The organism is Xanthomonas hortorum (assembly GCF_040279205.1).
Taxonomy (GTDB): Bacteria; Pseudomonadota; Gammaproteobacteria; order Xanthomonadales; family Xanthomonadaceae; genus Xanthomonas; species Xanthomonas hortorum_F.
Genome location: NZ_JBEOLS010000027.1, coordinates 1 through 22,355 on the forward strand (window position 1 = coordinate 1; position 22,355 = coordinate 22,355).

General features: G+C 64.5%; 18 protein-coding genes. 3 read left to right on the forward strand and 15 right to left on the reverse strand.

What is annotated here, in order from left to right; genetic code table 11:
* The first annotated feature begins 394 nt into the window (after window positions 1–394).
* Both ABS769_RS12110 and ABS769_RS12115 read left to right on the forward strand, forming a co-directional pair.
* On the forward strand, window positions 395–757 hold the full coding sequence (locus ABS769_RS12110; protein WP_317061870.1) for a PadR family transcriptional regulator: 363 nt from the start codon (window positions 395–397) through the stop codon (window positions 755–757).
* Window positions 754–1,665, forward strand: a complete 912-nt coding sequence (locus tag ABS769_RS12115; protein ID WP_317061871.1) for a sensor domain-containing protein — start codon at window positions 754–756, stop codon at window positions 1,663–1,665. Before ABS769_RS12110 ends, ABS769_RS12115 begins: the two co-directional genes overlap by 4 nt.
* A gap of 578 nt (window positions 1,666–2,243) precedes the next feature.
* On the opposite strand, the gene ABS769_RS12120 is transcribed toward ABS769_RS12115, so the two are convergent.
* Window positions 2,244–3,587, reverse strand: coding sequence for a polyhydroxyalkanoate depolymerase (locus tag ABS769_RS12120; RefSeq protein WP_176340577.1), 1,344 nt, complete (start codon window positions 3,585–3,587; stop codon window positions 2,244–2,246).
* Window positions 3,588–3,829: 242 nt separating this feature from the next.
* Complete coding sequence (locus tag ABS769_RS12125; RefSeq protein ID WP_317061872.1) at window positions 3,830–4,432, reverse strand: class I SAM-dependent methyltransferase; 603 nt, start codon at window positions 4,430–4,432, stop codon at window positions 3,830–3,832.
* Between the two features lie 73 nt (window positions 4,433–4,505).
* On the opposite strand from ABS769_RS12125, the gene ABS769_RS12130 reads away from it, so the two are divergent.
* The gene (locus ABS769_RS12130) at window positions 4,506–4,952 is read left to right on the forward strand and encodes a CopD family protein (RefSeq protein WP_168959396.1); all 447 of its coding nucleotides are present in this window, start codon (window positions 4,506–4,508) and stop codon (window positions 4,950–4,952) included.
* A gap of 74 nt (window positions 4,953–5,026) precedes the next feature.
* Here the strand turns inward: ABS769_RS12130 and ABS769_RS12135 are convergent, their stop codons facing one another.
* The 13 genes from ABS769_RS12135 to uppS form a co-directional block, all read right to left on the reverse strand.
* On the reverse strand, window positions 5,027–5,782 hold the full coding sequence (locus ABS769_RS12135) for a tetratricopeptide repeat protein (protein WP_317061873.1): 756 nt from the start codon (window positions 5,780–5,782) through the stop codon (window positions 5,027–5,029).
* A 73-nt stretch (window positions 5,783–5,855) separates the two neighbouring features.
* Window positions 5,856–6,815, reverse strand: a complete 960-nt coding sequence (locus ABS769_RS12140; RefSeq protein ID WP_317061874.1) for an acetyl-CoA carboxylase carboxyltransferase subunit alpha — start codon at window positions 6,813–6,815, stop codon at window positions 5,856–5,858.
* 178 nt (window positions 6,816–6,993) lie between these two features.
* Window positions 6,994–10,584, reverse strand: a complete 3,591-nt coding sequence (gene dnaE, locus ABS769_RS12145) for a DNA polymerase III subunit alpha (protein WP_317061875.1) — start codon at window positions 10,582–10,584, stop codon at window positions 6,994–6,996.
* Window positions 10,585–10,870: 286 nt separating this feature from the next.
* On the reverse strand, window positions 10,871–11,611 hold the full coding sequence (locus ABS769_RS12150) for a ribonuclease HII (RefSeq protein WP_317061876.1): 741 nt from the start codon (window positions 11,609–11,611) through the stop codon (window positions 10,871–10,873).
* Window positions 11,608–12,927: a lipid-A-disaccharide synthase gene (gene lpxB, locus ABS769_RS12155; protein WP_430544159.1), complete on the reverse strand. Its 1,320-nt coding sequence runs from the start codon at window positions 12,925–12,927 to the stop codon at window positions 11,608–11,610. The genes ABS769_RS12150 and lpxB overlap by 4 nt, the downstream gene beginning before the upstream one ends.
* Window positions 12,924–13,715: an acyl-ACP--UDP-N-acetylglucosamine O-acyltransferase gene (gene lpxA, locus ABS769_RS12160; RefSeq protein ID WP_317061877.1), complete on the reverse strand. Its 792-nt coding sequence runs from the start codon at window positions 13,713–13,715 to the stop codon at window positions 12,924–12,926. Before lpxA ends, lpxB begins: the two co-directional genes overlap by 4 nt.
* 25 nt (window positions 13,716–13,740) lie before the next feature.
* The gene (gene fabZ / locus ABS769_RS12165; protein WP_006452824.1) at window positions 13,741–14,199 is read right to left on the reverse strand and encodes a 3-hydroxyacyl-ACP dehydratase FabZ; all 459 of its coding nucleotides are present in this window, start codon (window positions 14,197–14,199) and stop codon (window positions 13,741–13,743) included.
* On the reverse strand, window positions 14,196–15,209 hold the full coding sequence (gene lpxD / locus ABS769_RS12170) for a UDP-3-O-(3-hydroxymyristoyl)glucosamine N-acyltransferase (RefSeq protein WP_317061878.1): 1,014 nt from the start codon (window positions 15,207–15,209) through the stop codon (window positions 14,196–14,198). Before lpxD ends, fabZ begins: the two co-directional genes overlap by 4 nt.
* A gap of 527 nt (window positions 15,210–15,736) precedes the next feature.
* Window positions 15,737–18,103 carry an outer membrane protein assembly factor BamA gene (bamA, locus tag ABS769_RS12175; protein WP_317061879.1) on the reverse strand — a complete coding sequence of 789 codons (2,367 nt, stop codon included), beginning with the start codon at window positions 18,101–18,103 and terminating at the stop codon, window positions 15,737–15,739.
* An 83-nt stretch (window positions 18,104–18,186) separates the two neighbouring features.
* Window positions 18,187–19,533, reverse strand: a complete 1,347-nt coding sequence (gene rseP, locus ABS769_RS12180; RefSeq protein WP_317061880.1) for an RIP metalloprotease RseP — start codon at window positions 19,531–19,533, stop codon at window positions 18,187–18,189.
* 26 nt (window positions 19,534–19,559) lie between these two features.
* Window positions 19,560–20,750: a 1-deoxy-D-xylulose-5-phosphate reductoisomerase gene (locus tag ABS769_RS12185; protein ID WP_317061881.1), complete on the reverse strand. Its 1,191-nt coding sequence runs from the start codon at window positions 20,748–20,750 to the stop codon at window positions 19,560–19,562.
* A 2-nt stretch (window positions 20,751–20,752) separates the two neighbouring features.
* Window positions 20,753–21,580, reverse strand: coding sequence for a phosphatidate cytidylyltransferase (locus ABS769_RS12190; RefSeq protein WP_317061882.1), 828 nt, complete (start codon window positions 21,578–21,580; stop codon window positions 20,753–20,755).
* Window positions 21,577–22,338, reverse strand: a complete 762-nt coding sequence (uppS, locus tag ABS769_RS12195; protein ID WP_317061883.1) for a polyprenyl diphosphate synthase — start codon at window positions 22,336–22,338, stop codon at window positions 21,577–21,579. Before uppS ends, ABS769_RS12190 begins: the two co-directional genes overlap by 4 nt.
* Between the last annotated feature and the right edge of the window lie 17 nt (window positions 22,339–22,355).

Sequence of the window (22,355 nt, forward strand, 5' to 3'; positions counted from 1 at the left end):
AATGCTGCCTGGCGGCAGGAGATGCCGCCAGAAAACGCATGCCTTACGCACTTCAAGCCAACTACACGCCTCATCTCGACAAGGCTGCTTGAACTTCGAAGATACTGACTGGTTGTTCAGATCTTCCCTAGTCGTTGATTGGCTTCGGATGTGTTAACAGGCCCTAAGCACATGCGCCGGAATTTGCTATTCGGGATTGGGGATTCGCAGAAGCAGCGTATTGATTGGCCTGCCAATTCCGCTTCAGTTCGCTTAAACCGATGCAAGGAAAATTCAAGTCGGTGTGTTTTGCGAATTCCCAATCCCGAATGACGCATCCCGCCTCCATGACTAACAGCACATCCGCTATACCTAACTCCACACTAGCATTGCCTTCAACCTAGTGGAGATGGCGATGACCGAGCCGGATGCCTACCTACGAAAATTTCAGAAAGAACTGAGCGCCGGCACCGTGTCGCTGGCGTTGCTGGCAGTGCTGGCGCAAGCCGACGAGCCGCTGTATGGCTACCTGATCGCCAAGCGCCTGGAGCGATTGGATGGCGTGCTGAGTGGCAAGCAGAGTGCGCTGTATCCGGTACTGCGCAATCTGGAAGCGGCAGGGCTGCTGCAGAGCCATGTCGAGCCCTCTGCGTCCGGTCCGCCGCGGCGCTACTACCGCATCACCCAAACCGGGCGTGATTGCCTGCGCGACTGGACCGCCGCCTGGCGCGCCACCCGCGATTCCGTTGATTCAGTGCTTGAGGGGACTCACCCATGACGACCATTGCGCAGACACGTCCGTTGCCGACCACCATTCCCGATTACCTGACCCAGTTGCGCCAGGCCCTGGCCGGCGCGGACCCGGCGATGATCCAGGACGCACTCTACGATGCCGAGGAGTACCTGCGCGCCGAACTGGCCGAGCACGCTGACAAGAGCGAGGCCGAGGTGATCGCCGGCGTGGCCAGCAGCTACGGCGCGCCGGATGAAGTGGCCGAGATCTATCGCGAGACCGAAGTGACGGTGACGCGCGCACTGCGTCCGCCGCTACCGCCCAAACGCAGTTCCTGGATGGGCAGGTTCTTCGGCGTCGCGGCCGACCCGCGCACGTACGGCGCATTGTTCTACATGCTGCTGTCGCTGGTCACCGGCGTGTTCTATTTCACCTGGGTGGTGACCGGCGCGAGTCTGTCGGCAGGCCTGTTGATCCTGATCATCGGTGTGCCGCTGCTTGTGCTGTTTTTCGGGTCGGTGCGTGTGCTGTCACTGGTGGAAGGCCGCGTCGTGGAGACGCTACTGGGTGTGCGCATGCCGCGTCGTCCCGCCCATCCCGGGCCGCAAGGTGGCTGGCTGCAACGCATCGGTGCGATGTTCACCGATGCGCGCACCTGGAGCACGATGCTGTACTTCCTGCTGATGCTGCCGCTGGGCATTATTTACTTCAGCGTGTTCACCACCTTGTTGTCGTTGTCGCTGGGCTTGGCCGCTTCTCCGCTGGCGCTGCTGTTCGACAACACGGCGGTGCTGACCTGGGATGGCGTGGATGTCACCAGCCCCTTGCTGGCGCTGCCGTTGTTTGTCGTCGGCGTGCTGCTGCTGTTCGTCACGCTGCATCTGGCACGCGCCTTCGGCAAGCTGCATGGGATGTTCGCCAAGCATTTGCTGGTCAAAAGTGGCGAAAGTTGAGTGCACTGCGTGATTGCGTGATTGCGTGATTGCGTGTTGTGCGACATGCGACATGCGACATGCGACTGCGATCGCTGCAGTACCGCGTGGTCTGCAGTGCAGAACCTGAAAGACGCTACGACTTGAAATCCCGGTTGTCGTGGAAGTGATTGGACAGTGCGGATAGATCAGTTGCAGAGCGGGTGATCTGTGGATTGGCTGCAGGGCCCTTGCCCGCCCACCATCGCGGGACACGCCGCAAGTACGTCCATGTAGGCTCTTGCGCGGCATCCATGCCGCGTAAGGTCCCGCGACGGTGGGCGGGCAAGGACCAGTCGAGCTGGTCGGTATGCATGTTTTCAACAAAGCAGCCGGCTCACTTTCTGGTGCGGTGTCCTCGCCGATTGCGGGACCGTGTAGCGGCATGGATGCCGCCACCGAGCCTACAGGGAGGTACTTGCGGCGTGTCCCGCGGGCGGCGAGGGCACCGCGCGCTCGACCACTCGACCACGCACTACTCTGTCTTTGCATGAACCAAGAATCTGCCCATAAAAAAGCGCCTTGATCAAGATCGATCAAGGCGCTTTTTTTTCACCTGATCAAGCGCGTTTGCCGCGCTTGCGGATCGGGGTGACGGTGGCGGGGTCGCGGCTGCCGACCGGGTCGGCATCGTAGCGAGCGATGAATTCGCGCACCTGCGGGTACACCACTTCGCGCCAGCGACGGCCGCTGAAGATGCCGTAATGGCCGGCGCCTTCCACCACCAGATGACGGCGATGCGCCGCATCGATGCCGGTGCACAGATCGTGCACCGCTTCGGTCTGACCGAGGCCGGCGATATCGTCCAGTTCGCCTTCGATGCTGAGCAGTGCGGTATTGCGGATCGCCGACGGCTTCACCAACTGACCGTCCACTTTCCACTTGCCCTGCGGCAGCAAGAAGTCCTGGAACACCACGCGAATCGTGTCCAGGTAATACTCGGCCGGCATGTCGAGCACGGCGTTGTATTCGTCGTAGAACTGCCGGTGCGCCTGCGCATCCTGCAGGTCGCCCTTGACCAGATCGGTGTAGAAATCCCAGTGCGACATCACGTGTCGGTTGGGATTCATCGACAGGAAACCGGCGTGCTGCAGGAAGCCCGGATACACCTGCCGGCCATGCCCCGGATAGGGAAACGGCACGGTGTGGATCAGGTTGTTCTGGAACCACTCGATGCCGTTCTCGGTGGCCAGGTTGTTGACCTGGGTCGGGCTGCGGCGTGCATCGATCGGCCCGCCCATCATCACCAGCGAGCGCGGCGTGGGCTCATCGTTGGTGGCCATCAGCGATACCGCCGCGAGCACCGGCACGGTGGGCTGGCACACGCTCACCACATGCAGGCGGTCGGCGCCGATGTGGCGGATGAATTCCTGGATGTAGCTGATGTAGTCCTCGAGCCGGAACGCGCCGGCTTCCAGCGGCACCATGCGCGCGTCGACCCAGTCGGTCACGTAGACCTTGTGGTTGCGCAGCAGGGTACGCACGGTGTCGCGCAGCAGGGTGGCGTGGTGGCCGGACAACGGCGCCACCACCAGCACGGCCGGCTGCTGCTTCATCGTGCCGATCAGCTCGACATGGTCGCTGAAACGCTTGAAGCGCAGCAGGCGGCAGAACGGCTTGCTCAGGACTTCGCGTTCGATGATCGGCAGCGAGTGGCCATCGACCTCGACATCGTCGAGCGCCCAGGCCGGCTTTTCGTATTCCTTGCCGAGGCGATGGAACAGCTCATTGCTGGCTGCCATGCGTTCGGCGCCCGGGAGCGAGGCCCACAGACTGTCGGGGTCGGAGAACATCTTGGCGTTCGCCTGGGCCTGATGCACCCAGGGGGCGAGCAGATTACGGGTTAGCTCGTGCAGTTGATAAAGCATTCCACCCATCCGTGCGGCTTTGCTGCCACGCAGCATACCCGCTTTGGCGCATTTGCACCTTAATGGGGCTGCGGACGGTAAAGGTTGTCATAGGAGCTATGGCAAGCGTAAGCAGCTTCATCTGCCGCCATTTGTGATCTTCCGAACGGCTTAGCGCTACGGAAGATCGCGTTAGTAGTAGGACTATCGAAGCCCCTCTCCTGCGGGAGAGGGGTTGGGGTGAGGGTACGGGGCAAAGCCACACGCGGTAAGTCATTCAAGCAACCAACGGACTACTCTCAACCGCGCTCCAGTGCCGATGCCTCCCCACCCAACTGCGGCGACAACCAGCAATGCGATCCCAGCGCCGCAAAGCCCACGCTGGCGAAGCGGCGCCGATACCAGCGCGCCGGCCGCGGCTGAAAACCATCGTGATCGCCTTCGAAGGCATCCTCCTGCGCAAATGTCTCCAGAAACGCCACGCCTGCGCACATCTCGGCCAGTCCGGGCAGGCCCTGGTTGAACTCACGCGTGGGTACGTAATGCAGCACGTCCGAGCAGATCAGCAGATCCACCGGCGCACACGGGCGCAGCCAGGCGAAGTCGCCGAAGCGGGCAGGGTGGATCTGCCGGCTGCGCCCGTAGCGCTGCACTGCATAGGCGCTGCTGTCGAAACCCAGATAACTGAGCTTTGGCCGCAGCGCCAGCAACGGTGCGCGCCACGCGGCCTCGCCACAGCCGATATCCAGCACGCTGCGGATCGGGCGCTCCAGGTAGTACTCGGCCTGGCTCACCGCGAGTGCGACCTTGCGTCGCAGGCGCGCCGGGTCGGCTAGCCCGGCATCGCGATACCAGCGGCTGAAATAGTGGGCGTCGTACTGTTTGTCGTCGGGCTGATGCATGGACGGATGTGCTTTCGCGCAAGCGGATAGGTGAAAATGCGGGCCATCCTACGCCAGCCAGCGAAGCCAGCCCATGACCCTGTATCTGTGGATCAAGACCTTCCACCTGTTGTTCGTCATCGCCTGGATGGCCGCGGTGTTCTACCTGCCGCGCATCCTGGTCAATATCGCCGAAGCCGGCGCCGAACCCGCAGTGCGCGCGCGCCTGGTGCTGATGGGGCGCCGCCTCTACAAGTTCGGCCACAGCATGCTGGGTCTGGCGCTGGTGCTGGGTGCGGTGTTGTGGCAAGGCTATCGGGTGATTCCTGACTTCCCGACGATGGTGGCTGGCGGCTGGATGCACGCGAAACTCTTTGCAGTGGCGCTGATTCTGGCGCACTACATCGTGTCCGGGCGCTGGTTGAAGGGCGTGGACCAGGGGCGCGCCGTGCCCAGCGGCCGCGCGCTGCGGTTGTTCAACGAAGTGCCGGTGTTCTTGTTGGTCGGCGTGATCTGGCTGGTGCTCGCCAAGCCGTTTTGAGCGCTGTTGACGAACAGACGGCGTGTGCCGAGCCGAGGCGCTGGCCGACGCAGGTTGACTGGGTCAGGTAGCAATTACGCGTCGACGCCCAGCTCGCTCAGACCTTTGCGTGCGATGTCGATCCAGGCGCGTTGTTCGCGCTGGTAATGCTTGGGCGAGGCGGCCGCGTGGCGTAGCACCTGCTCGAAGATGGCCTTGGCCTCCTGCTGGCGCGCAGCGCGCAGCAGCAATTGCGCATAGCGCACGCGTGCTTCTTCGCCCGGATAGCCTTGCGCAAGCGTCTCGTACTCGTGCAGCGCCTCGTCGATGCTGCCGCTGTCTTCAACCGCGCGTGCATACAGCAGATGCCCGTCGTGCGAACGGTAATTGGGATTGGCGGCGATCAATGCGTCCAGGGTCTTGCGTGTTTCCGCCGCCTGGCCCAGCCCGTACTGCGCCTTGGCCAGGCCCAGCATCAAGTCTGGATCGTCGCGGTAGATGCCACGCAGCGCGCCCTGGTAGAGCTCTGCCGCACGCGTGTAGTCGCCTTGTTCCAGCAGCGTCTGCGCGAGCCGACGGCGGTTTTCCGGAGTGTCGGCCACATCCAGTTGCCGCGAAGCGTCGCGTTGTTCGCGTTGCGGATCGATGCGCTGACGCACCTTGCGCAGTCCACGGCGCGCCGTGGGGTCGTTGCGCAGGTCCGGGATCACCGCCACGCACACGTAGACCAGGACCGCCAGCAAGGAAAACGCCAGCAGGATGAAGATCCAGTACAGCGGGCGGCCACTACGCACCACGTGCACGCAGCAGGCGGCCTGTAACACCAGCGACAACAGCAGTAGCGGGCTCATTGTGCGGACATCCTTTTCATGCGTGCCTGGCGGTGCGATGGCGCGCTCTGCGCCATCGTGAGTCAACCGCCGATCAGTTGCCTTCGTAAGCGCCGTAGCTGCGCAGGCGCTCGTAACGCTGCTGCAGCAGTGCGTCGACCGGGATCTTTTCCAGCGCGTCCAGCTCGTTGAGCAGCACCGCTTTCAGACGCTTGCCCATCTGCTCGGGATTGCGATGCGCGCCGCCGGTGGGTTCGCGAATCACCTTGTCGACCAGGCCCAGGCCTTTCAGGCGCTTGGCGGTGAGGCCGAGCTGCTCGGCAGCGTCCTTGGCCTTGGCCGCGTCCTTCCACAGGATCGAGGCGCAGCCTTCGGGCGAGATCACCGAATAGGTGCCGTATTCCAGCATCAAGGTGCGGTCGCCCACGCCGATCGCCAGCGCGCCGCCGGAGCCGCCTTCGCCGATCACGGTGCAGATCACCGGCACTTTCAGTTCGGCCATTTCCAGCAGGTTGCGTGCGATCGCTTCGGACTGGCCGCGCTCTTCGGCGCCGATGCCGGGATAGGCGCCGGGGGTGTCGATGAAGGTCAGCAGCGGCAGGCGGAAACGCTCGGCCAGCTTCATCAGGCGCAGCGCCTTGCGGTAGCCCTCCGGGCGCGGCATGCCGAAGTTGCGCGCAACCTTGGTCTTGGTGTCGCGGCCTTTCTGGTGACCGATGATGACCACCGGACGGCCATTGATGCGGCCCAGGCCACCGACGATCGCCTTGTCATCGGAATAGGCGCGGTCGCCGGCCAGTTCCTGGAATTCGTCGCAGATGGTGTTGATGTAGTCCAGCGTGTACGGGCGCTGCGGGTGGCGCGCCAGCTGCGAGACCTGCCAGGCGGAGAGGTCGCGGAAGATCTGAGCGGTGCGTATGCGCAGCTTGTCGCGCAGCGCACGCACCTCGGTGTCCACGTTGACTGCAGGGCCGGTGCTGGCCTTGCGCAGTTCCTGGATCTTGGCTTCCAGATCGGCGATGGGTTGCTCGAAGTCGAGGTAGTTAGGATTCATGCAGTGGTGTCGTCAACGTAAGGCGGGAAGTGTAGCTGAAGCGGTGCGCCCGACCCGTACGGAACCGTTCGGATGCGGGGATTCGGGATTGGGGATTCGCAACAGCGGTCCAGAGCAACCCGAACGTAGCAGCGCCGCTCTTGCCAATCCCGAATCCCGAATCCCCAATCCCGGCCCCTCACGCCCACGGTGGGCTGTACTTGATCTTCAAGGTGCGCACTGCCGGGTCGGCGCGCAGGCTGTCCATCAGGTGCTGGTCGATGCGCACCGAGTGGCTGCCGTTGAGGTCGAGCATGCCGGCGACGCCGCCGCTTTGGGCGCGTAGCAGCAGGTCCAGGCGCAGCGGCGTCTTGCCGGGGCGGTGCTTGGCCAGCAAGGCGTCGATGCGCTTCCAGGCCTGTTTTTCGCGCAGGTCCAGGCGCAGTGACAGGCGTTGCGCGTGGTCGGCGCAGATCTGCTCGTAGTCCCAGCACTGGCGGATGCGCAGGCTGTAGCCGCCGTTGAATTCGTCCTCGCGCAGGCCGCCCTTGACGATCAGGATGCGGTCGCGGGTGAGCAGATGCCCGAACTCGGCCATCGCATCGGAAAACGCGCTGCACTCGACCCGGCCACGGCCGTCTTCCAGTTGCACGAACACCTGGCTGTCGCCCTTGCGACGCACGCCGACCACCAGGCCGGCGAGAATGGCGCTGACTTCCGGGCGCCAGGCACGTTTTTCGCCATCGCCGCCGCCCCCACCGCCGCCACGCTGCTGCGAGGCGAGAATCTTTTCCAACGCCCCCAGATCGCAGCCGACCAGCTCGCGCACTTCGTCGCGGTGCGGGTCGAACGGGTGGCCGCTGAGATAGAAGCCCAGCGTTTCGCGCTCGCCGGTGAGCAGTTGGCCCAGCGGCCATTCCTTGCTTTCGGGCAGGTCCAGACGCAGTGCCGGTGCACTCGGGTCCGGCCCGCCGAACAGCGAGTTCTGCCCCGAGGCGCGCTCGCGCGCCATCTGCTCGGTGGCTTTCATCACCTCCGGCAGCTGCAGCATCAGCGAGGCGCGGTTCTTGCCCAGGCCGTCCATCGCGCCGGCATTGACCATCGCCTCCAGCGTGCGCCGGTTGAGCTTTGCGGTGCCCACACGCGTGCAGAAATCCAGCAGCGTGGTGTAAGGGCCGCCGCGCTCGCGTTCTTCGATGATCGCCTCGCACGCGCTCTGGCCGACGCCCTTGATCGCGCCCAGGCCGTACTGAATCGTGTCCGGGGTGGCGGCCTCGAACATGTAGGCCGATTCGTTGACGCGCGGCGGCTTGACGGTCAAGCCGAGGTTGCGCACCTCGTCGAGGAAGCCGACCACCTTGTCGGTGTTGTCCATGTCCGAAGACAGCGTGGCGGCCATGAACTCGGCCGGGTAATGCCGTTTCAGCCAGGCGGTCTGGTAGCTGACCAGCGCGTAGGCGGCGGCGTGCGACTTGTTGAAGCCGTAGCCGGCGAACTTCTCCATCAGGTCGAAGATTTCGTCGGCCTTGTGCGCGCTCACGCCGCCCTTGGCTGCGCCCTCGCGGAAGATCTCGCGGTGCTTGGCCATTTCGGCCGGCACTTTCTTGCCCATCGCGCGGCGCAGCAGGTCGGCGCCGCCCAGCGAATAATCGCCGACGATCTGCGCCATCTGCATCACCTGCTCCTGGTACACCATGATCCCGTAGGTGTCCTTGAGGATGGCCTCGGTGCGCGGATCCGGGTAGATGATCTCCTGCTGGCCGTGCTTGCGCGCGTTGAAGTCCGGGATCAGATCCATCGGGCCGGGGCGGTACAGCGACACCAGCGCGATCAGGTCTTCGAAACGGTCCGGGCGCGCGTCCTTGAGCAGGCGGCGCATGCCCGAGGATTCGAACTGGAACACCGCGCCGGTATTGCCCGAGGCGAACACGCCCTTGTATGTGGGCACGTCGTCGAGGGGGAGGGTGGTGATGTCGACCGGGTCGATGCCGGCGCGCGCGTGGCGCACGTTGATCGCCTTGACCGCCCAATCGATGATGGTCAGCGTGCGCAGGCCGAGGAAGTCGAACTTCACCAGGCCGACCGCTTCGACGTCGTCCTTGTCGAACTGGGTGACCTGATTCTTGCCGCGCCCGCCCTCGTCGTGTTCGGCGAACAGCGGGCAGAACTCGGAGAGCGGCTCGGGCGCGATCACCACGCCGCCGGCGTGCTTGCCGGCGTTGCGGGTGAGGTCCTCGAGCTGGCGCGCCAGGTCCATCAGGTCGCGCACGTCGTCTTCGACCTGATAGCGCTGGATCAGGTCCGGCGAGGCCATCTCCGAATCCTTGCCTTCGCCCATCGCATCCTTGAGCGTGATGCCCAGGATGTTGGGGATCAGCTTGGCCACGCTGTCGACCAGGCCATAGGTGAAGCCGAGCACGCGCCCGGCGTCGCGCACCACCGCCTTGGCCGCCATGGTGCCGTAGGTGATGATCTGGCTGACCCGCTCGCGCCCGTACTTGCGCGCCACGTAGTCGATCACCTCGTCGCGGCGATCCATGCAGAAGTCGATGTCGAAGTCGGGCATCGACACGCGTTCGGGATTGAGGAAGCGCTCGAACAGCAGGTTGTACGGCAGCGGATCCAGATCGGTGATCTGCAGCGCCCAGGCCACCAGCGAGCCGGCGCCGGAACCGCGGCCCGGGCCGATCGGAATGCCCTGGTTCTTGCCCCACTGGATGAAGTCGGCAACGATCAGGAAGTAGCCGGGGAAGCCCATCTTGATGATGGTGTCCAGCTCGAATTCCAGCCGGTCGACATAGTCCTGGCGGGTCTTGCCGGGGGCGATCGGGCTCTTTTCCAGGCGCGCGGCCAGACCGTCGCGCGCCTGGCTGCGGATCCAGCTGTCCAGCGTTTCGTCTTCCGGCACCGGATAGGCGGGCAGGAAGTAGGTGCCCAGGCGCATCTCGATATTGCAGCGCTGCGCCAGCGCATGGGTGTTGTCGATCGCGTCGGGCACGTCGGCAAACAGCGCGGCCATCTCGTCGGCAGACTTCAGGTACTGCTGGTCGCTGTATTCGCGCGGGCGCTTGGGGTCGTCGAGCACGCGGCCGGACGAAATGCACACGCGCGCTTCGTGCGCATTGAAGTCGCTGGCGTACAGAAAGCGCACATCGTTGCTGGCCACCACCGGCAGGCCACGCACGCCGGCTGCATGCAGGGCGAACTGGTTGAAGCGTTCTTCGCCCTCGCGCCCGGTGCGGGTCAGTTCCAGATGCAGGCCATCGCCGAATACGCGTTGCCAGTCGGCCAGTTGCTGCTCGGCCAGATCGGCGCGGCCTTCGCTAAACAGGCGCCCGGCCAGGCTGTCGCGGCCGGCCAGGGCGAACAAGTTGGCGTGGCCGCTCTGCAGCCATTCGGGGTGGATCGCCACGCCGCCTTCGGGGCGGTGGCCTTCCATCCAGGCGCGGGTGAGCAGCCGAGACAGGCTCAGATAGCCTTCGCGGTCGCGGCACAACAGGGTCATGCGCCAGGGCGTCATGTCCGGTGTGGCGATCATCACGTCGGCGCCGGCGATTGGCTTGATGCCGACGCCCTCGGCGGCCTTGTAGAACTTGACCAGCGCGAACAGGTTGTTGAGGTCGGTGACCGCCAGCGCGGGCATGTCGAGTTCGACCGCGCGGCTCAGCAGGTTGGCCTGCTTGGCCTTTTTCGGGTCAGCCTGATCCGGTTTCTCGGGCACACGGATGGTGGAATCCGCCAGCGAGAACTCGGTGTGGACGTGCAGATGGACGAAGCGGGAAGTGGACATGCGAGACCGGAATAATGCGCGGTCAGGGTAGCGACCGTGGCCGGGCCGAACAAGGCTTGACAGCACCGGTGCGGGGCTGCGGCCAGACGCCACGGGGGCTGGCCGGTGCAGCCGATTCAGGGTTCGGCTAGCTGCGTGGAGCGCGCTGGCGGCGATTGCGCGGATCGGGGGGCGTGCGGGGCTGCGCGAGCGCAACGTCCGCTGCGCGAAGCTACGGCCGAAGCGGGTCGCATGCGCGCGGATGGATGGCACCGATACCGGGCCAGGTCCCCTGAACTGCGGTCAGTCAATCGACCAGCAGCAGGCCATCGGCCGGGGCCACGCAGGGCACGTCCCAGTTCGACGGGGCGGCGGTCTCGATCCCCAGCGCACGCCGCACCGGTGCGAAGCTGCGGCGATGCTGCGGGCAGGGCCCGTGGGTCTGCAGCGCGGCCAGATGCACCGGCGTGGCGTAGCCCTTGTGCTGGTCGAAGCGGTATTCGGGATGCTGCGCGTGCAACTCATGCATCAGGCGGTCGCGGGTGACCTTGGCCACGATCGAGGCGGCCATGATGGCGCGGTCGAGCGCATCGCCACCGATCAAGGCCTCGGCAGGGCAGGGCAAGCCCTTGGGCACGCGGTTGCCGTCGATACGCGCGAACCCGGCCACATGCGCTACCCCTTCCACTGCGCGTCGCATGCCCAGCATGGTCGCCTGGTAGATGTTGATGCGGTCGATCTCTTCGCTATCGATCAAGATCACCGACCATGCCAGCGCCCGCTCGACGATGCGCGCGTACAACTGCTCGCGCCGCTCGGTGGTCAGTTGCTTGGAATCATCCAGCCCGTTGATGCGCGGCTTGCTCGGGTCGAACACCACCGCAGCCACCGCCACCGGCCCGGCGAGCGGGCCGCGGCCGGCTTCGTCGACGCCGGCGATCAAGCACCGGGATTCGGCATTCGGGATTGGGGATTGGCCAAACAAGGGCGACTGGCGCGCCTCGGTGCTGGCGCTATCGGCTTGTGCGTACGGAGCCAGGATTTTCATGCCTTTGCTCCTGACGAATCCCGAATGCCCACTCCCGAATCCCTGCCTTCCAGCAGCCCGGCCACCGCATCGGCCGCGCGCGCCGATGCATCGCGGCGTAGCTCTGCGTGCAGGGCCAGATACCGCGGCTGCAGCGCGGCGACTTTCTCCGGGTGCTTGAACCAGTCCAGCAGGGCCACGCACAGGCGCTCCGGGGTGCAGTCGTCCTGCATCAGCTCGGGCGCCAGATCGTCGTTGGCCAGGATGTTAGGCAGCGCATAGCGGTTGACCTTGAGCAGACCCAGTGTCTTGACGATGCGGTAGGTGAGCGGGGCGACCTTGTAGCCGACCACCATCGGGCGCTTGACCAGCATCGCCTCCAGTGTGGCAGTGCCGGAGGCCAGCAACACCACGTCGGCAGCCAGCATCGCGGTGCGCGCCTGGCCGTCGAGCAGGTGCGAGCGCAGCACCGGCAGCGACGAGTGCGACAGCTGTTCGGCCAGTAATTGCTTGCAGCCAGGGTTGGCTGCCGGCACCAGCACGTGCAAGTTGGGCAGATGTTCGGACACCAGCCAGGCGGCCTGGAAAAACGTATCGCCGAGCTTGCTGATTTCGCCATGGCGGCTACCTGGCAACACCGCCAGCACGGTGCTGGAGGCAGACAGGCCCAGCTTGGCGCGCGCGGCCGCGCGATCGGCCTGGTAGGCGATATCGTCGGCCATCGGGTGGCCGACAAACCGCGCATCGATGCCGTGCCGGGCGTAGATCGGCGGCTCCATCGGAAACAGGCACAGCACCAGGTCGGCGCTGGCACCGATCTTTTCCGCACGCTTCTCGCGCCATGCCCACACCGAGGGGCTGACGTAATGCACGGTGCGCACGCCACGCTGCTTGAGCCAGCGCTCGACCGAAAGATTGAAGTCGGGCGCGTCGATACCGATGAACACATCCGGCTTCCAGGCCAGCACACGCTCACGAAACGCACGGCGCAGCTTCAGCAGCCGCGGCAGATGCTGCAGCACTTCGGTCAGGCCCATCACCGCCAGCTCGCTGGCATCGAACCAGGTCTGGCAGCCAGCACCGCGCATCGCATCGCCACCGATGCCGACGAATTCGGCAGTCGGATAACGGCGGCGCAATTCATCGATCAACCCGGCACCCAGGATGTCGCCGGAGGCTTCGCCGGCGATCAGCGCGATGCGTGGAGCGCGCTCGCGCGCGCTGGGAATCGGGAGTGGGGAATGGGGAATCGGCAGTGCCGTCGGGTGGCCGACGACAGACGCGTCGTCGTGCGCGCCTGCATCGATTCCCGACTCCCGATTCCCGATTCCCGTCATCGCAACAACGGCCTTTCCGCCGCTTCGATGAACTCCAGCAGCCCGCGTACGTCCTCGCTGCTCTTGGCCTGTTCGGCCAGCTGCAGTTTGGCCTCGCTCAGCGGCAGGCCGGCGACGTACAGCGTGCGGTAGGCGCGCTTGATCGCGGTGATGCGCTCGGCATCGAAGCCGCGGCGCTTGAGCCCTTCGCTATTGATGCCGCGTGGGCGGCCCAGCGATTCGCTGCCGACCATGGTGAACGGCGGCACGTCGCCGTTGGTCAGCGCGCCCATGCCAAGGAAGGCGTGCGCGCCGATCCGGCAGAACTGATGCGCGCCGGCAAAGCCGCTGATGATCACGTAGTCGCCCACGGTCACGTGGCCGGCCAGCGTGGTGTTGTTGGAAAACACGCAGTGATTGCCCACATGGCAGTCGTGCGCCACGTGCGTATAGGCCAGCATCCAGTTGTCGTCGCCGACCACGGTGATGCCGCCACCGCCGCCGGTGCCGCGATTGATGGTGACGAATTCGCGGATCACATTGCCGTCGCCGATCACCAGTTCCGTGCGCTCGCCGGCGTACTTCTTATCTTGCGGTTCGCCGCCGATCGCCGCGTGGCCGATGAAGCGGTTATTGCGGCCGATCCGGGTCGGGCCATGGATCGAGCAATGCGGCCCGACCTCGGTGCCCGCGCCGATCTCCACATCGGCACCGATCAGCGAAAACGCGCCGACGCGGACGTCGTCGGCCAGCGTTGCCGAGGGATCGATGACCGCCGTGGGATGAATCAAAGGTGTCGAATCACGCATCGTGTCTTACTCCGAAAGCGGGTTATTACCTGGCGCCGGCGCACATCACCTCGGCACTGGCCACCACTTCGCCATCGACCTTGGCCTCGCCGTAGAAGCATCCCACGTTACGGATCAGGCGCTTCATCTTCACCTCCATGATCAACACATCGCCCGGGATCACCTGCTTGTTGAAGCGGGCGTTGTCGACCTTGACCATGTAGAACAATTGCGACAACGCATCGCGGCCCAAACCGAGTTGGGTCATCACGCCACCGACCTGCGCCAGCGCCTCGATGATCAGCACGCCAGGCATCACCGGGCGGTTCGGGAAGTGGCCCTGGAAGAACGGCTCGTTGATGGTGACGTTCTTCTGCGCCACGATCCACTTGGTTTCCAGATCGAGTTCGAGGACCCGGTCGACCAGCAGAAACGGGTAACGGTGCGGGAGCAGCGTCTGGATCTGACTGACGTCGATCGGCAGCTCATACGTGGGGTAACTCATTCTTTCTCCTTGCCCACAGCCAGAATGCGCCTTGCCAGCACATCGAGTTGTTTGAAGCGCGCGGCATTCTTGCGCCACGTGCGATTGTCGGTGAGAGGGGTGCCGGACGAATACTCGCCCGGCTCATGGATGGAATTGCGCACCACCGATTTGCCGGTGATCACGACCTTGTCGCAGATCTCCAGGTGGCCGACCACGCCGACATGCCCGCCGAGCAGACAGTAACGGCCGATCTTGGCGCTGCCGGCAATGCCGGTGCAGCCGGCGATCGCGCTATGCGCACCGATATGGCAGTTGTGCGCAATCTGCACCAGGTTATCCACGCGCACGTCTTCTTCCAGCACGGTGTCTTCCAGCGCGCCGCGGTCGATGCAGGTGTTGGCGCCAATCTCGCAATCGTCGCCGATCACCACACCGCCCAGTTGCGGCACCTTGATCCAGTGGCCGGCATCCATCGCCAGACCGAAACCGTCGGCGCCGATCACCGCGCCGGGGTGAATGCGCACCCGCTTGCCCAACCGCACGCGGGTCACCAGGGTGACGCGGGCGATCAGTTCGCTGCCATCGTCCACCACGCAGTCTTCGCCGATGATGCTGCTGGTGCCGATCACGCAGCCATCGCCCACGCGGCTGCGCGCACCGATGCTGACGAACGGGCCGACATGCGCGCTCGGCGAGACCTGAGCGGTGGGGTCGATCACCGCCAACGGATGGATGCCCGGTTCGCGCACCGGCGCCACATCGAACAAGGCGGCGATCTTGGCGAAGGCGGTATAGGGATCCTTGGCGACCAACGCGGTGCCGCGTGCGGCTTGCGCATCGTCGGCACGCAGGACAACGATGGCTGCCTGAGTGTCAGCCAGCTGCGGCCGATAGCGTGGGTTGGACAGGAAGCTCAGCTGCCCCGCGCCGGCATGCGCCAGGGTGGCGACACCGGTGACTTCGGTGGTGCCGTCGCCAACGACGGTCAACCCAAATTGTTCGGCAATCGCAGTGGCGGTCAAGCGCATCAGGGTGAACCTCTTGTAAATGTGAACCGCCGGTATTCCCTAAACTACTGTGCTCACTATTGCTTACGAACGAGCCGAAATACGCGATGGTGGCTGGTCAATCAATCAGTGCGCGCATTGAATATACGACAATAAGATAATATAGATAAATGAATTTATTAACTGGTTGACTTTCGATATTTTTTTTTGCTAAAAAAAATAGCACCTCCATGTAAGGTGCATTCTGAGTTCAAACCAAACCAAGTGGGGTATGTATGCATTTCGATATATGCAAGAAATTACCTTCTATCGTTCTTGGCTCGTCTTTGATTCTGCTTTTTGCTGGTTCGGCGATCGCTCAAGGCACTCCAACACCTGGTCAATGCCAAACAATATTAGGGAACTGTCTGTCAGGTGGTGGAAGCCAGCAACAGTGCAAAGCAAATTTTGATTATTGCATGGAGCGTGCAAGAGGGTGGTAGGTTAGTCGATTCGCGGTTGAATGATTGAGATGAAGGGCGAGATTTATTTCTCGCCCTTCATTTTATTTAAAATTGTCCGCCGAAGGTGAACTGCAGACGTTCGATCTCGTCGTTGTCTTCCTTCTTCAGCGGGAACGCGTAGCTGATCGAGATGGGGCCGACCGGTGCGCGCCACAGCAACGCCACGCCGGTGGACGCGCGCAGTTCGTTGGCCTTGAAGTTGTCCACGCCGCTGTACACGTTACCGAAGTCGAAGAATGCCGACACGCGCGCCGACGGGCTGTCGAACAGCTTGGGGAAATACATTTCCACCGAGCCGACGGTCTTGAACGAGCCACCGAGCGGCTGGCCGCGATTGAAGCCGTTGATGGCTTCCGAACGCGGGCCCAGGGTGTTGTCTTCGAAGCCGCGCACCGAGTTGGTGCCGCCGGCGTAGAAGTTCTCGTAGAACGGCAGGCCGGTGGCGTTGATGGTGCGTGACACGCCATTGCCATCGGTCACCACGCGCGTGCTGTCGTTGCCGTAGCTGTCGCCATAGCCCAACTCGAAGCGCGTGTTCAACACGATCGCCGGAATGATCGGCCAGTAGTTGGAGATCTGGTAATTGAGCTTGTAGTACTCGATCGTGGAGCCGGGCAGGGTGGTTTCCAGGCCGACACGCTGATAAGTGCCGCGGGTCGGCATTAAAAGTTCGTTGCGGGTGTCGCGCGCCCAGCCCAGCTCGGTACGCCAGGCGTGGAAGGTACGGGTGCCGACCGCATCGATGTAATCGATGATTGCCCGCGGCGTCGTGCCCGGGAAGGTGGTGATCTGGTTGCTGTCGATGCCGACCATTGCCGAGACGGTGTCGTTTTCGGTGATCGGTACGCCGAACACCACCTGCGCCGAACCGTTCTTGCTGTTGAACTGCGCGGTGTTGAAGTCCGAGTAGTCGAGTGCGCGCCAGGACAGGTTGTAGCCCAGCGACACGCCGTCGTCGGTAAAGAACGGGTTGGTGTAGGAGAACGCGTAACGCTGCTGGAAGGTGCTGCGCGAGGCTTCCACCGCCACGCGGTTACCGCCGCCCAGGAAGTTGTTCTGCGACAACTGCACCGAGGTGGTCACACCGAAGCTCTGCGAGTAACCCAGGCCGAACACGAAGCTGCCGGAGGTGGTTTCCTTGACGTTGTAGACCACGTCGACCTGGTCGTTGCTGCCCGGCACGGCCGGCGTTTCCACGTCCACGCTCTCGAAGTAGCCCAGGCGCTGCAGACGGATCTTGGAACGGTCGATCGCCGCCTGCGAGTACCAGGTATTTTCGAACTGGCGCATTTCGCGGCGCAAGACTTCATCCGAGGTACGGCTGTTGCCCTTGTACAGGATCCGTCGCACGGTCACGCGCGGGCCCGGCACCACCTGCAGGTTCACCGCAACGGTGCGGTCCTCGCGGTTCGGCGTCGGGATCGGGTTGACCTTGGCGAACGCGTAACCGACGTTGCTCAGCGTGTTGGTGATCGCATCGGAGGTGTATTCCAGCAACGCGCGCGAGAAGATGTCGCCGGCCTTGGGAATGACCAGCCGCTCGATGTCGGCCTGCGGCAACACGGTGTCGCCGGTGACCTTGATCTCGGAAATCTTGTACTGCTCGCCCTCGGTGACGCCGGCGCTGACGAACATGTCGCGCTTGTCGGGGCTGATCGCCACCTGGGTGGAGTCGATGCTGAAGTCCACGTAGCCGCGGTCCAGATACCAGGAGTTGAGCTTCTCCAGGTCGCCGGACATCTTTTCCTTGGAGTACTGGTCGTCGCGGCGATACCACGAGGCCCAGTTGTGCTCCTTGGATTCCCAGTTTTCCAGGATGTCCTCGTTGGCGAACTTTTCGGTGCCGATCAGGTTGACGTGGCGGATCTTGGCCGCCTTGCCTTCCTTGATCGCGATGGCCACGTCCACGCGGTTGCGATCCAGCGGGCTCACCGTCGGGGTGATCTCGACGTTGTACTTGCCGCGGTTGTTGTACTGGCGGGTCAGTTCCTGGGTCACGCGGTCCAGGCTCAGGCGGTCGAAGGTGCCGCCCTCGGTCAGGCCAATATCGCCCAGGCCCTTGAGCAGCTCCTCGGACTTGATGTCCTTGTTGCCGGTCACGGTGAGCTTGTTGATCGCCGGGCGCTCCTTGACCGTGATCACCAGGATGTTGCCCTGACGATCCAGCTGCACGTCTTCGAAGAAGCCGGTGCGGTACAGCGCGCGGATCGAGTCGGCAACCTTGCCATCGTCCACGGTGTCGCCGCGATTCACCGGCAGATAGGTGAACACGGTGCCGGAGGCGATGCGCTGCAGGCCGTCGACGCGGATGTCGCTGGCAACGAACGGCTCGGCCGCCAGGGCAAGGGCTGGCAGGCTGAGGCCGGCGGCAAGAGCGAGGGCAAGCAGGCGGCGAGTGGGAAGACGCGTCATGTCACATCCGGTTGGAGTCGATTTCGGGTGTTGCTGGATGCCGACGTATGACGACGACAACAGGCGGAAAGGGTGGAGCAGGTTCATCGTGGAAGCAGGCCGAGGATGTCGTTGTAGAACGCCAGTCCCATCAGCCCTGCCAGGAGCGCCAGGCCGACATATTGCCCGGCAATCATGGCCCGTTCGCTGATCGGGCTGCCCTTGATCAACTCGATAAGGTAATACAGCAGATGCCCACCGTCCAAGATCGGGATGGGCATCAGGTTGATGATCGCCAGGCTGAGCGACAGCAATCCCAGGAAATACAGGAACCAGTCGAGCCCGCGTTCGGCCGAGGCATTGGCGGCGCGCGCAATTGTGACCGGGCCGGAGATGTTTTTCACCGAGGCCTGGCCGGTCAGCATGCGCTTCATCATGCCCAGCGAATCGGCGGTCATCTTGCCGGTTTCGCGGATGGCGGCAGGGACGGCGGCGAACAGGCCGTACTGCTGGCGGCTGTCGTAGGCCGGGGCTGGTGCGGGGGCAAACCCCACGCCCAGCATCCACTGTCCTTGCGGCGATTTGCGCGGGGCAATTTCCAGCGCCAGCCGGTCTTCGCCGCGTGCGACCTCGATCATGCCGTTCCCGCCCTGCGCGCCCAGCGTCTGCAGCTGCGCAGGAATCTCGTCGGCCGAGCGGATCGGCTGACCATCGATGGCCACGATGCGGTCGCCCGGCTTGAGCAGGCCCTCGGCCGCAGAGCCGGCGACCACCTGACCCACCACCGGCGGCTGCAGCATGAACTGCCAGCCGATGCCGGCCAGCGCGGCCACGCGGCGCTCGTCGAAACCGACCGGCAGCTGCGACAGGCGCAGGGTGTGCTCACTGTTGCCGGCGCCCTCGGCGGCGGTCAGCACGCGGATATCGCGCCTGTCCATCGCTGCGGTGGTGAGCTGCATGCTCGCATCGCTCCAGCTGCTCACGTTGCGGTCGTCGATCCGCACGATGCGCTCGCCAGGCGTCAGCCCGGCTTCGGCGGCCAGGCCATCGGCACGGCCGACGGTGGCCGAATAATCCTGCTTGCCGACCACGAACATCGCCCACAGCATTGCCATGCACAGCAACAGGTTGGCGATCGGACCGGCGGCGACAATGGCGATGCGTTGCCACACCGTCTTGCGATTGAAGGCCTGATCCTGCTCGGCCGGATGCACCTCGCCTTCGCGCTCGTCGAGCATCTTGACGTAGCCGCCCAACGGAATCGCGGCGATCGCAAACTCCGTGCCGTGGCGGTCGCGGCGCATCCACAACGGCTTGCCGAAACCCACCGAAAACCGCAGCACCTTGACGCCGCAGCGGCGCGCGACCCAGAAGTGCCCGAATTCGTGAAACGTCACCAACACGCCCAGGCTGACGATCATCCACCAGACCGAACCGATGAAATCACCCATGGATGCAACTCGGCTGCGTGGATCGATCAGGCATGAAAGGAATGATGGGCGAGGGCGCGTTCAGTGATCTGCCGTGCTTGGGCGTCGGCAGAAAGAAGGGTGTCGAGGGTGTCGGCATTGTGCCGTGGGAGCGTTGTCAGTGTGTGTTGGACCAACGCTGGGATCGCTAGGAAACCCACTTGGCCCTGAAGAAAGGCTGAAACAGCCACTTCGTTGGCCGCGTTCAGGATCGCTGGCGCGGTTCCACCGGCCTCCAGTGCCTCCCAGGCCAGCCGCAGACACGGAAATGCGGCCGTGTCCGGCGCTTCGAAATCCAGTCGCCCCTGGGTCAGCAGGTCCAGCCCGGCAACGCCCGATTCGATCCGCTCCGGCCACGCCAGGCCGACCGCCAGGGTGGTGCGCATGTCCGGCAGGCCCAGCTGGGCCAGGGTGGAGCCGTCGACGAATTCGACCAGCGAATGCACCAGGCTCTGCGGGTGTACCAGCACATCGATCTGCGCGCCGGGCAGGCCGAACAGGTGATGCGCTTCGATGACCTCCAGGCCTTTGTTCATCAGGGTCGCCGAATCCACCGAAATCTTCGGGCCCATCGACCATTTGGGATGTGCGACCGCTTGCGCCGGGGTGACCGCGCCCAGCGCGGCGCGCTCCCAGCCACGGAACGGGCCGCCGGAGGCGGTCAGGATCACCCGCCGCACGCCACGGCTGGCGTCGCAGGAGCGCAGGCACTGGAAGATGGCGCTGTGCTCGCTGTCGATCGGGATGATCTCCGCGCCCGCCGCCGCCGCGGTGCGGGTCAGCAGCTCGCCGGCCAGTACCAGCGATTCCTTGTTGGCCAGCAGCAGGCGCTTGCCGGCGCGGGCGGCGGCCAGGGTCGAAGGCAGGCCGGCGGCGCCCACGATGGCGGCCACCACGGTGTCGCAGGCATCGCTGCCGGCCAGTGCATCCAGCGCCTCGCTACCGGCATGCGCCTGCGTGGCCAGGCCTGCCGCACGCAGGCCATCGCGCAGCACCGGGTACAGGGAGTGGTCGGCAATCACCGCATGCGCGGGCCGATGCGCGGCGCACAGCGCCAGCAATGCCTCGACCTTGTTACCGGCCGACAGCACGCTGGCACGCAGCCGCTCGGGGTGACGGGCGATCACATCCAATGCCGACGCACCGATCGAGCCGGTGGCGCCGAACACGGCGACCTGACGGAGAGAGGAGCCAGCCATGCCTAGAATCCGAGAATTTCCTTGCCGAGTGCGAACACCGGCAGGGCGGCGAGCACGCCATCGATGCGATCCAGCACGCCGCCGTGGCCCGGAATCACCGCGCCCGAATCCTTGGCGCCGGCGTGGCGCTTGAGCAGGCTCTCGAACAGGTCGCCCAGCACCGAGGCCAGCACCGCAATGGCAGAGACCAGAATCAGCTGCGGCACATGCGCCAGGGTCAGACCGGCCAGCCAGCCGAATGCGCAGGCGACCAACACGCCGGCAAGCATGCCGCCGAGCAGGCCTTCGATGGTCTTGTTCGGGCTGATCCGTGGCGCCAGCTTGTGCTTGCCGAATGCGCGGCCGGCGAAATACGCGCCCGAATCGGCCGCCCACACCATGGTCAGCGCGGTCAGCAACCACAGATTGCCCTTGTCTGGATTGGCATGCAGCAGCACCAGCGCGGCCCAGGCCGGCAGCACCGCCAGCGTGCCGGCGGCCAGCTTGAGCGCACGCGCCTGGCCGTTGCCGTGGTCGGCGCCAAAGGTGAAAAAGCGCAGCCAGAGCAAGGCCAGCAGCCACCAGGCCACGCCCACCAACGCGGCAATCTGGAACAGCACCATGGAGCCGGCCGACGCCCACACCATCAGCACCATCAGCAGCAGATTGAGCATCAGCAGCACGGTGCGCGGCAGGCTGTCGTCGATGCCGGACAGCTTGAGCCACTCCCACAGGCCGGTCAGGAACAGGATCGCCGCCAGCGCTGCCAGCCATTGGGTCGGCAGCAGCACGATCGCGCAGATGGCGAGCGGCGCCATGATCAACGCGGCAATCACGCGGGTCCTGGTCATGCGGAGGAGGCCTCTGTCGCCTTGTCGGCAATCTGGGCGCTGGTCAGTCCGAAGCGACGTTCGCGCCCGGCGTAGTCGTCCAGTGCCTGCTGCAGCACCGCGGCATCGAACTCCGGCCACAGGGTTTCGGTGAACCACAGTTCGGTGTAGGCCAACTGCCACAACAGGAAATTGCTGATGCGGGTGTCGCCACCGGTGCGGATGAACAGATCCGGCGCCGGCAGGTCGGCCAATGCGATCCGGCTGGCCAGCAGGGCTTCGTCGATCTGCTGCGGCTGCAGGCGGCCGGCAGCCACTTCTTCGGCCAGTGCACGTGCGGCCAGCGCGATGTCCTGGCGGCCGCCGTAGCTGGCAGCGATGCTCAGCACCAGCCGCGAGTTGGCGGCGGTAATGCGTTCGGCGCCGGCCATGCGCTCGCGCAACGGCGCGGCAAAGCGGCTGCGGTCGCCGATGAAGCGCACTTGCACGCCACGCCGCTGCAGTTCGTCGACCTCGCGATCGAGTGCATGCAGGAACAGTTTCATCAAGTCATCAACTTCCTCCTGCGGGCGGCCCCAGTTTTCACTGGAGAACGCGAACAGGGTCAGCGCCGAGACGCCTTTTTCCAGGCAGAAATCGATGGTGCGATTGACCGCACGCGCGCCCGCGCGATGGCCGATCATGCGCGGACGGCGCCGACGCTGCGCCCAACGCCCATTGCCATCCATGATGATGGCGATGTGGCGCGGCACGGCGGCAGCGGAGGGTTCTGGATGCATGGCAGGCGATGCCACGA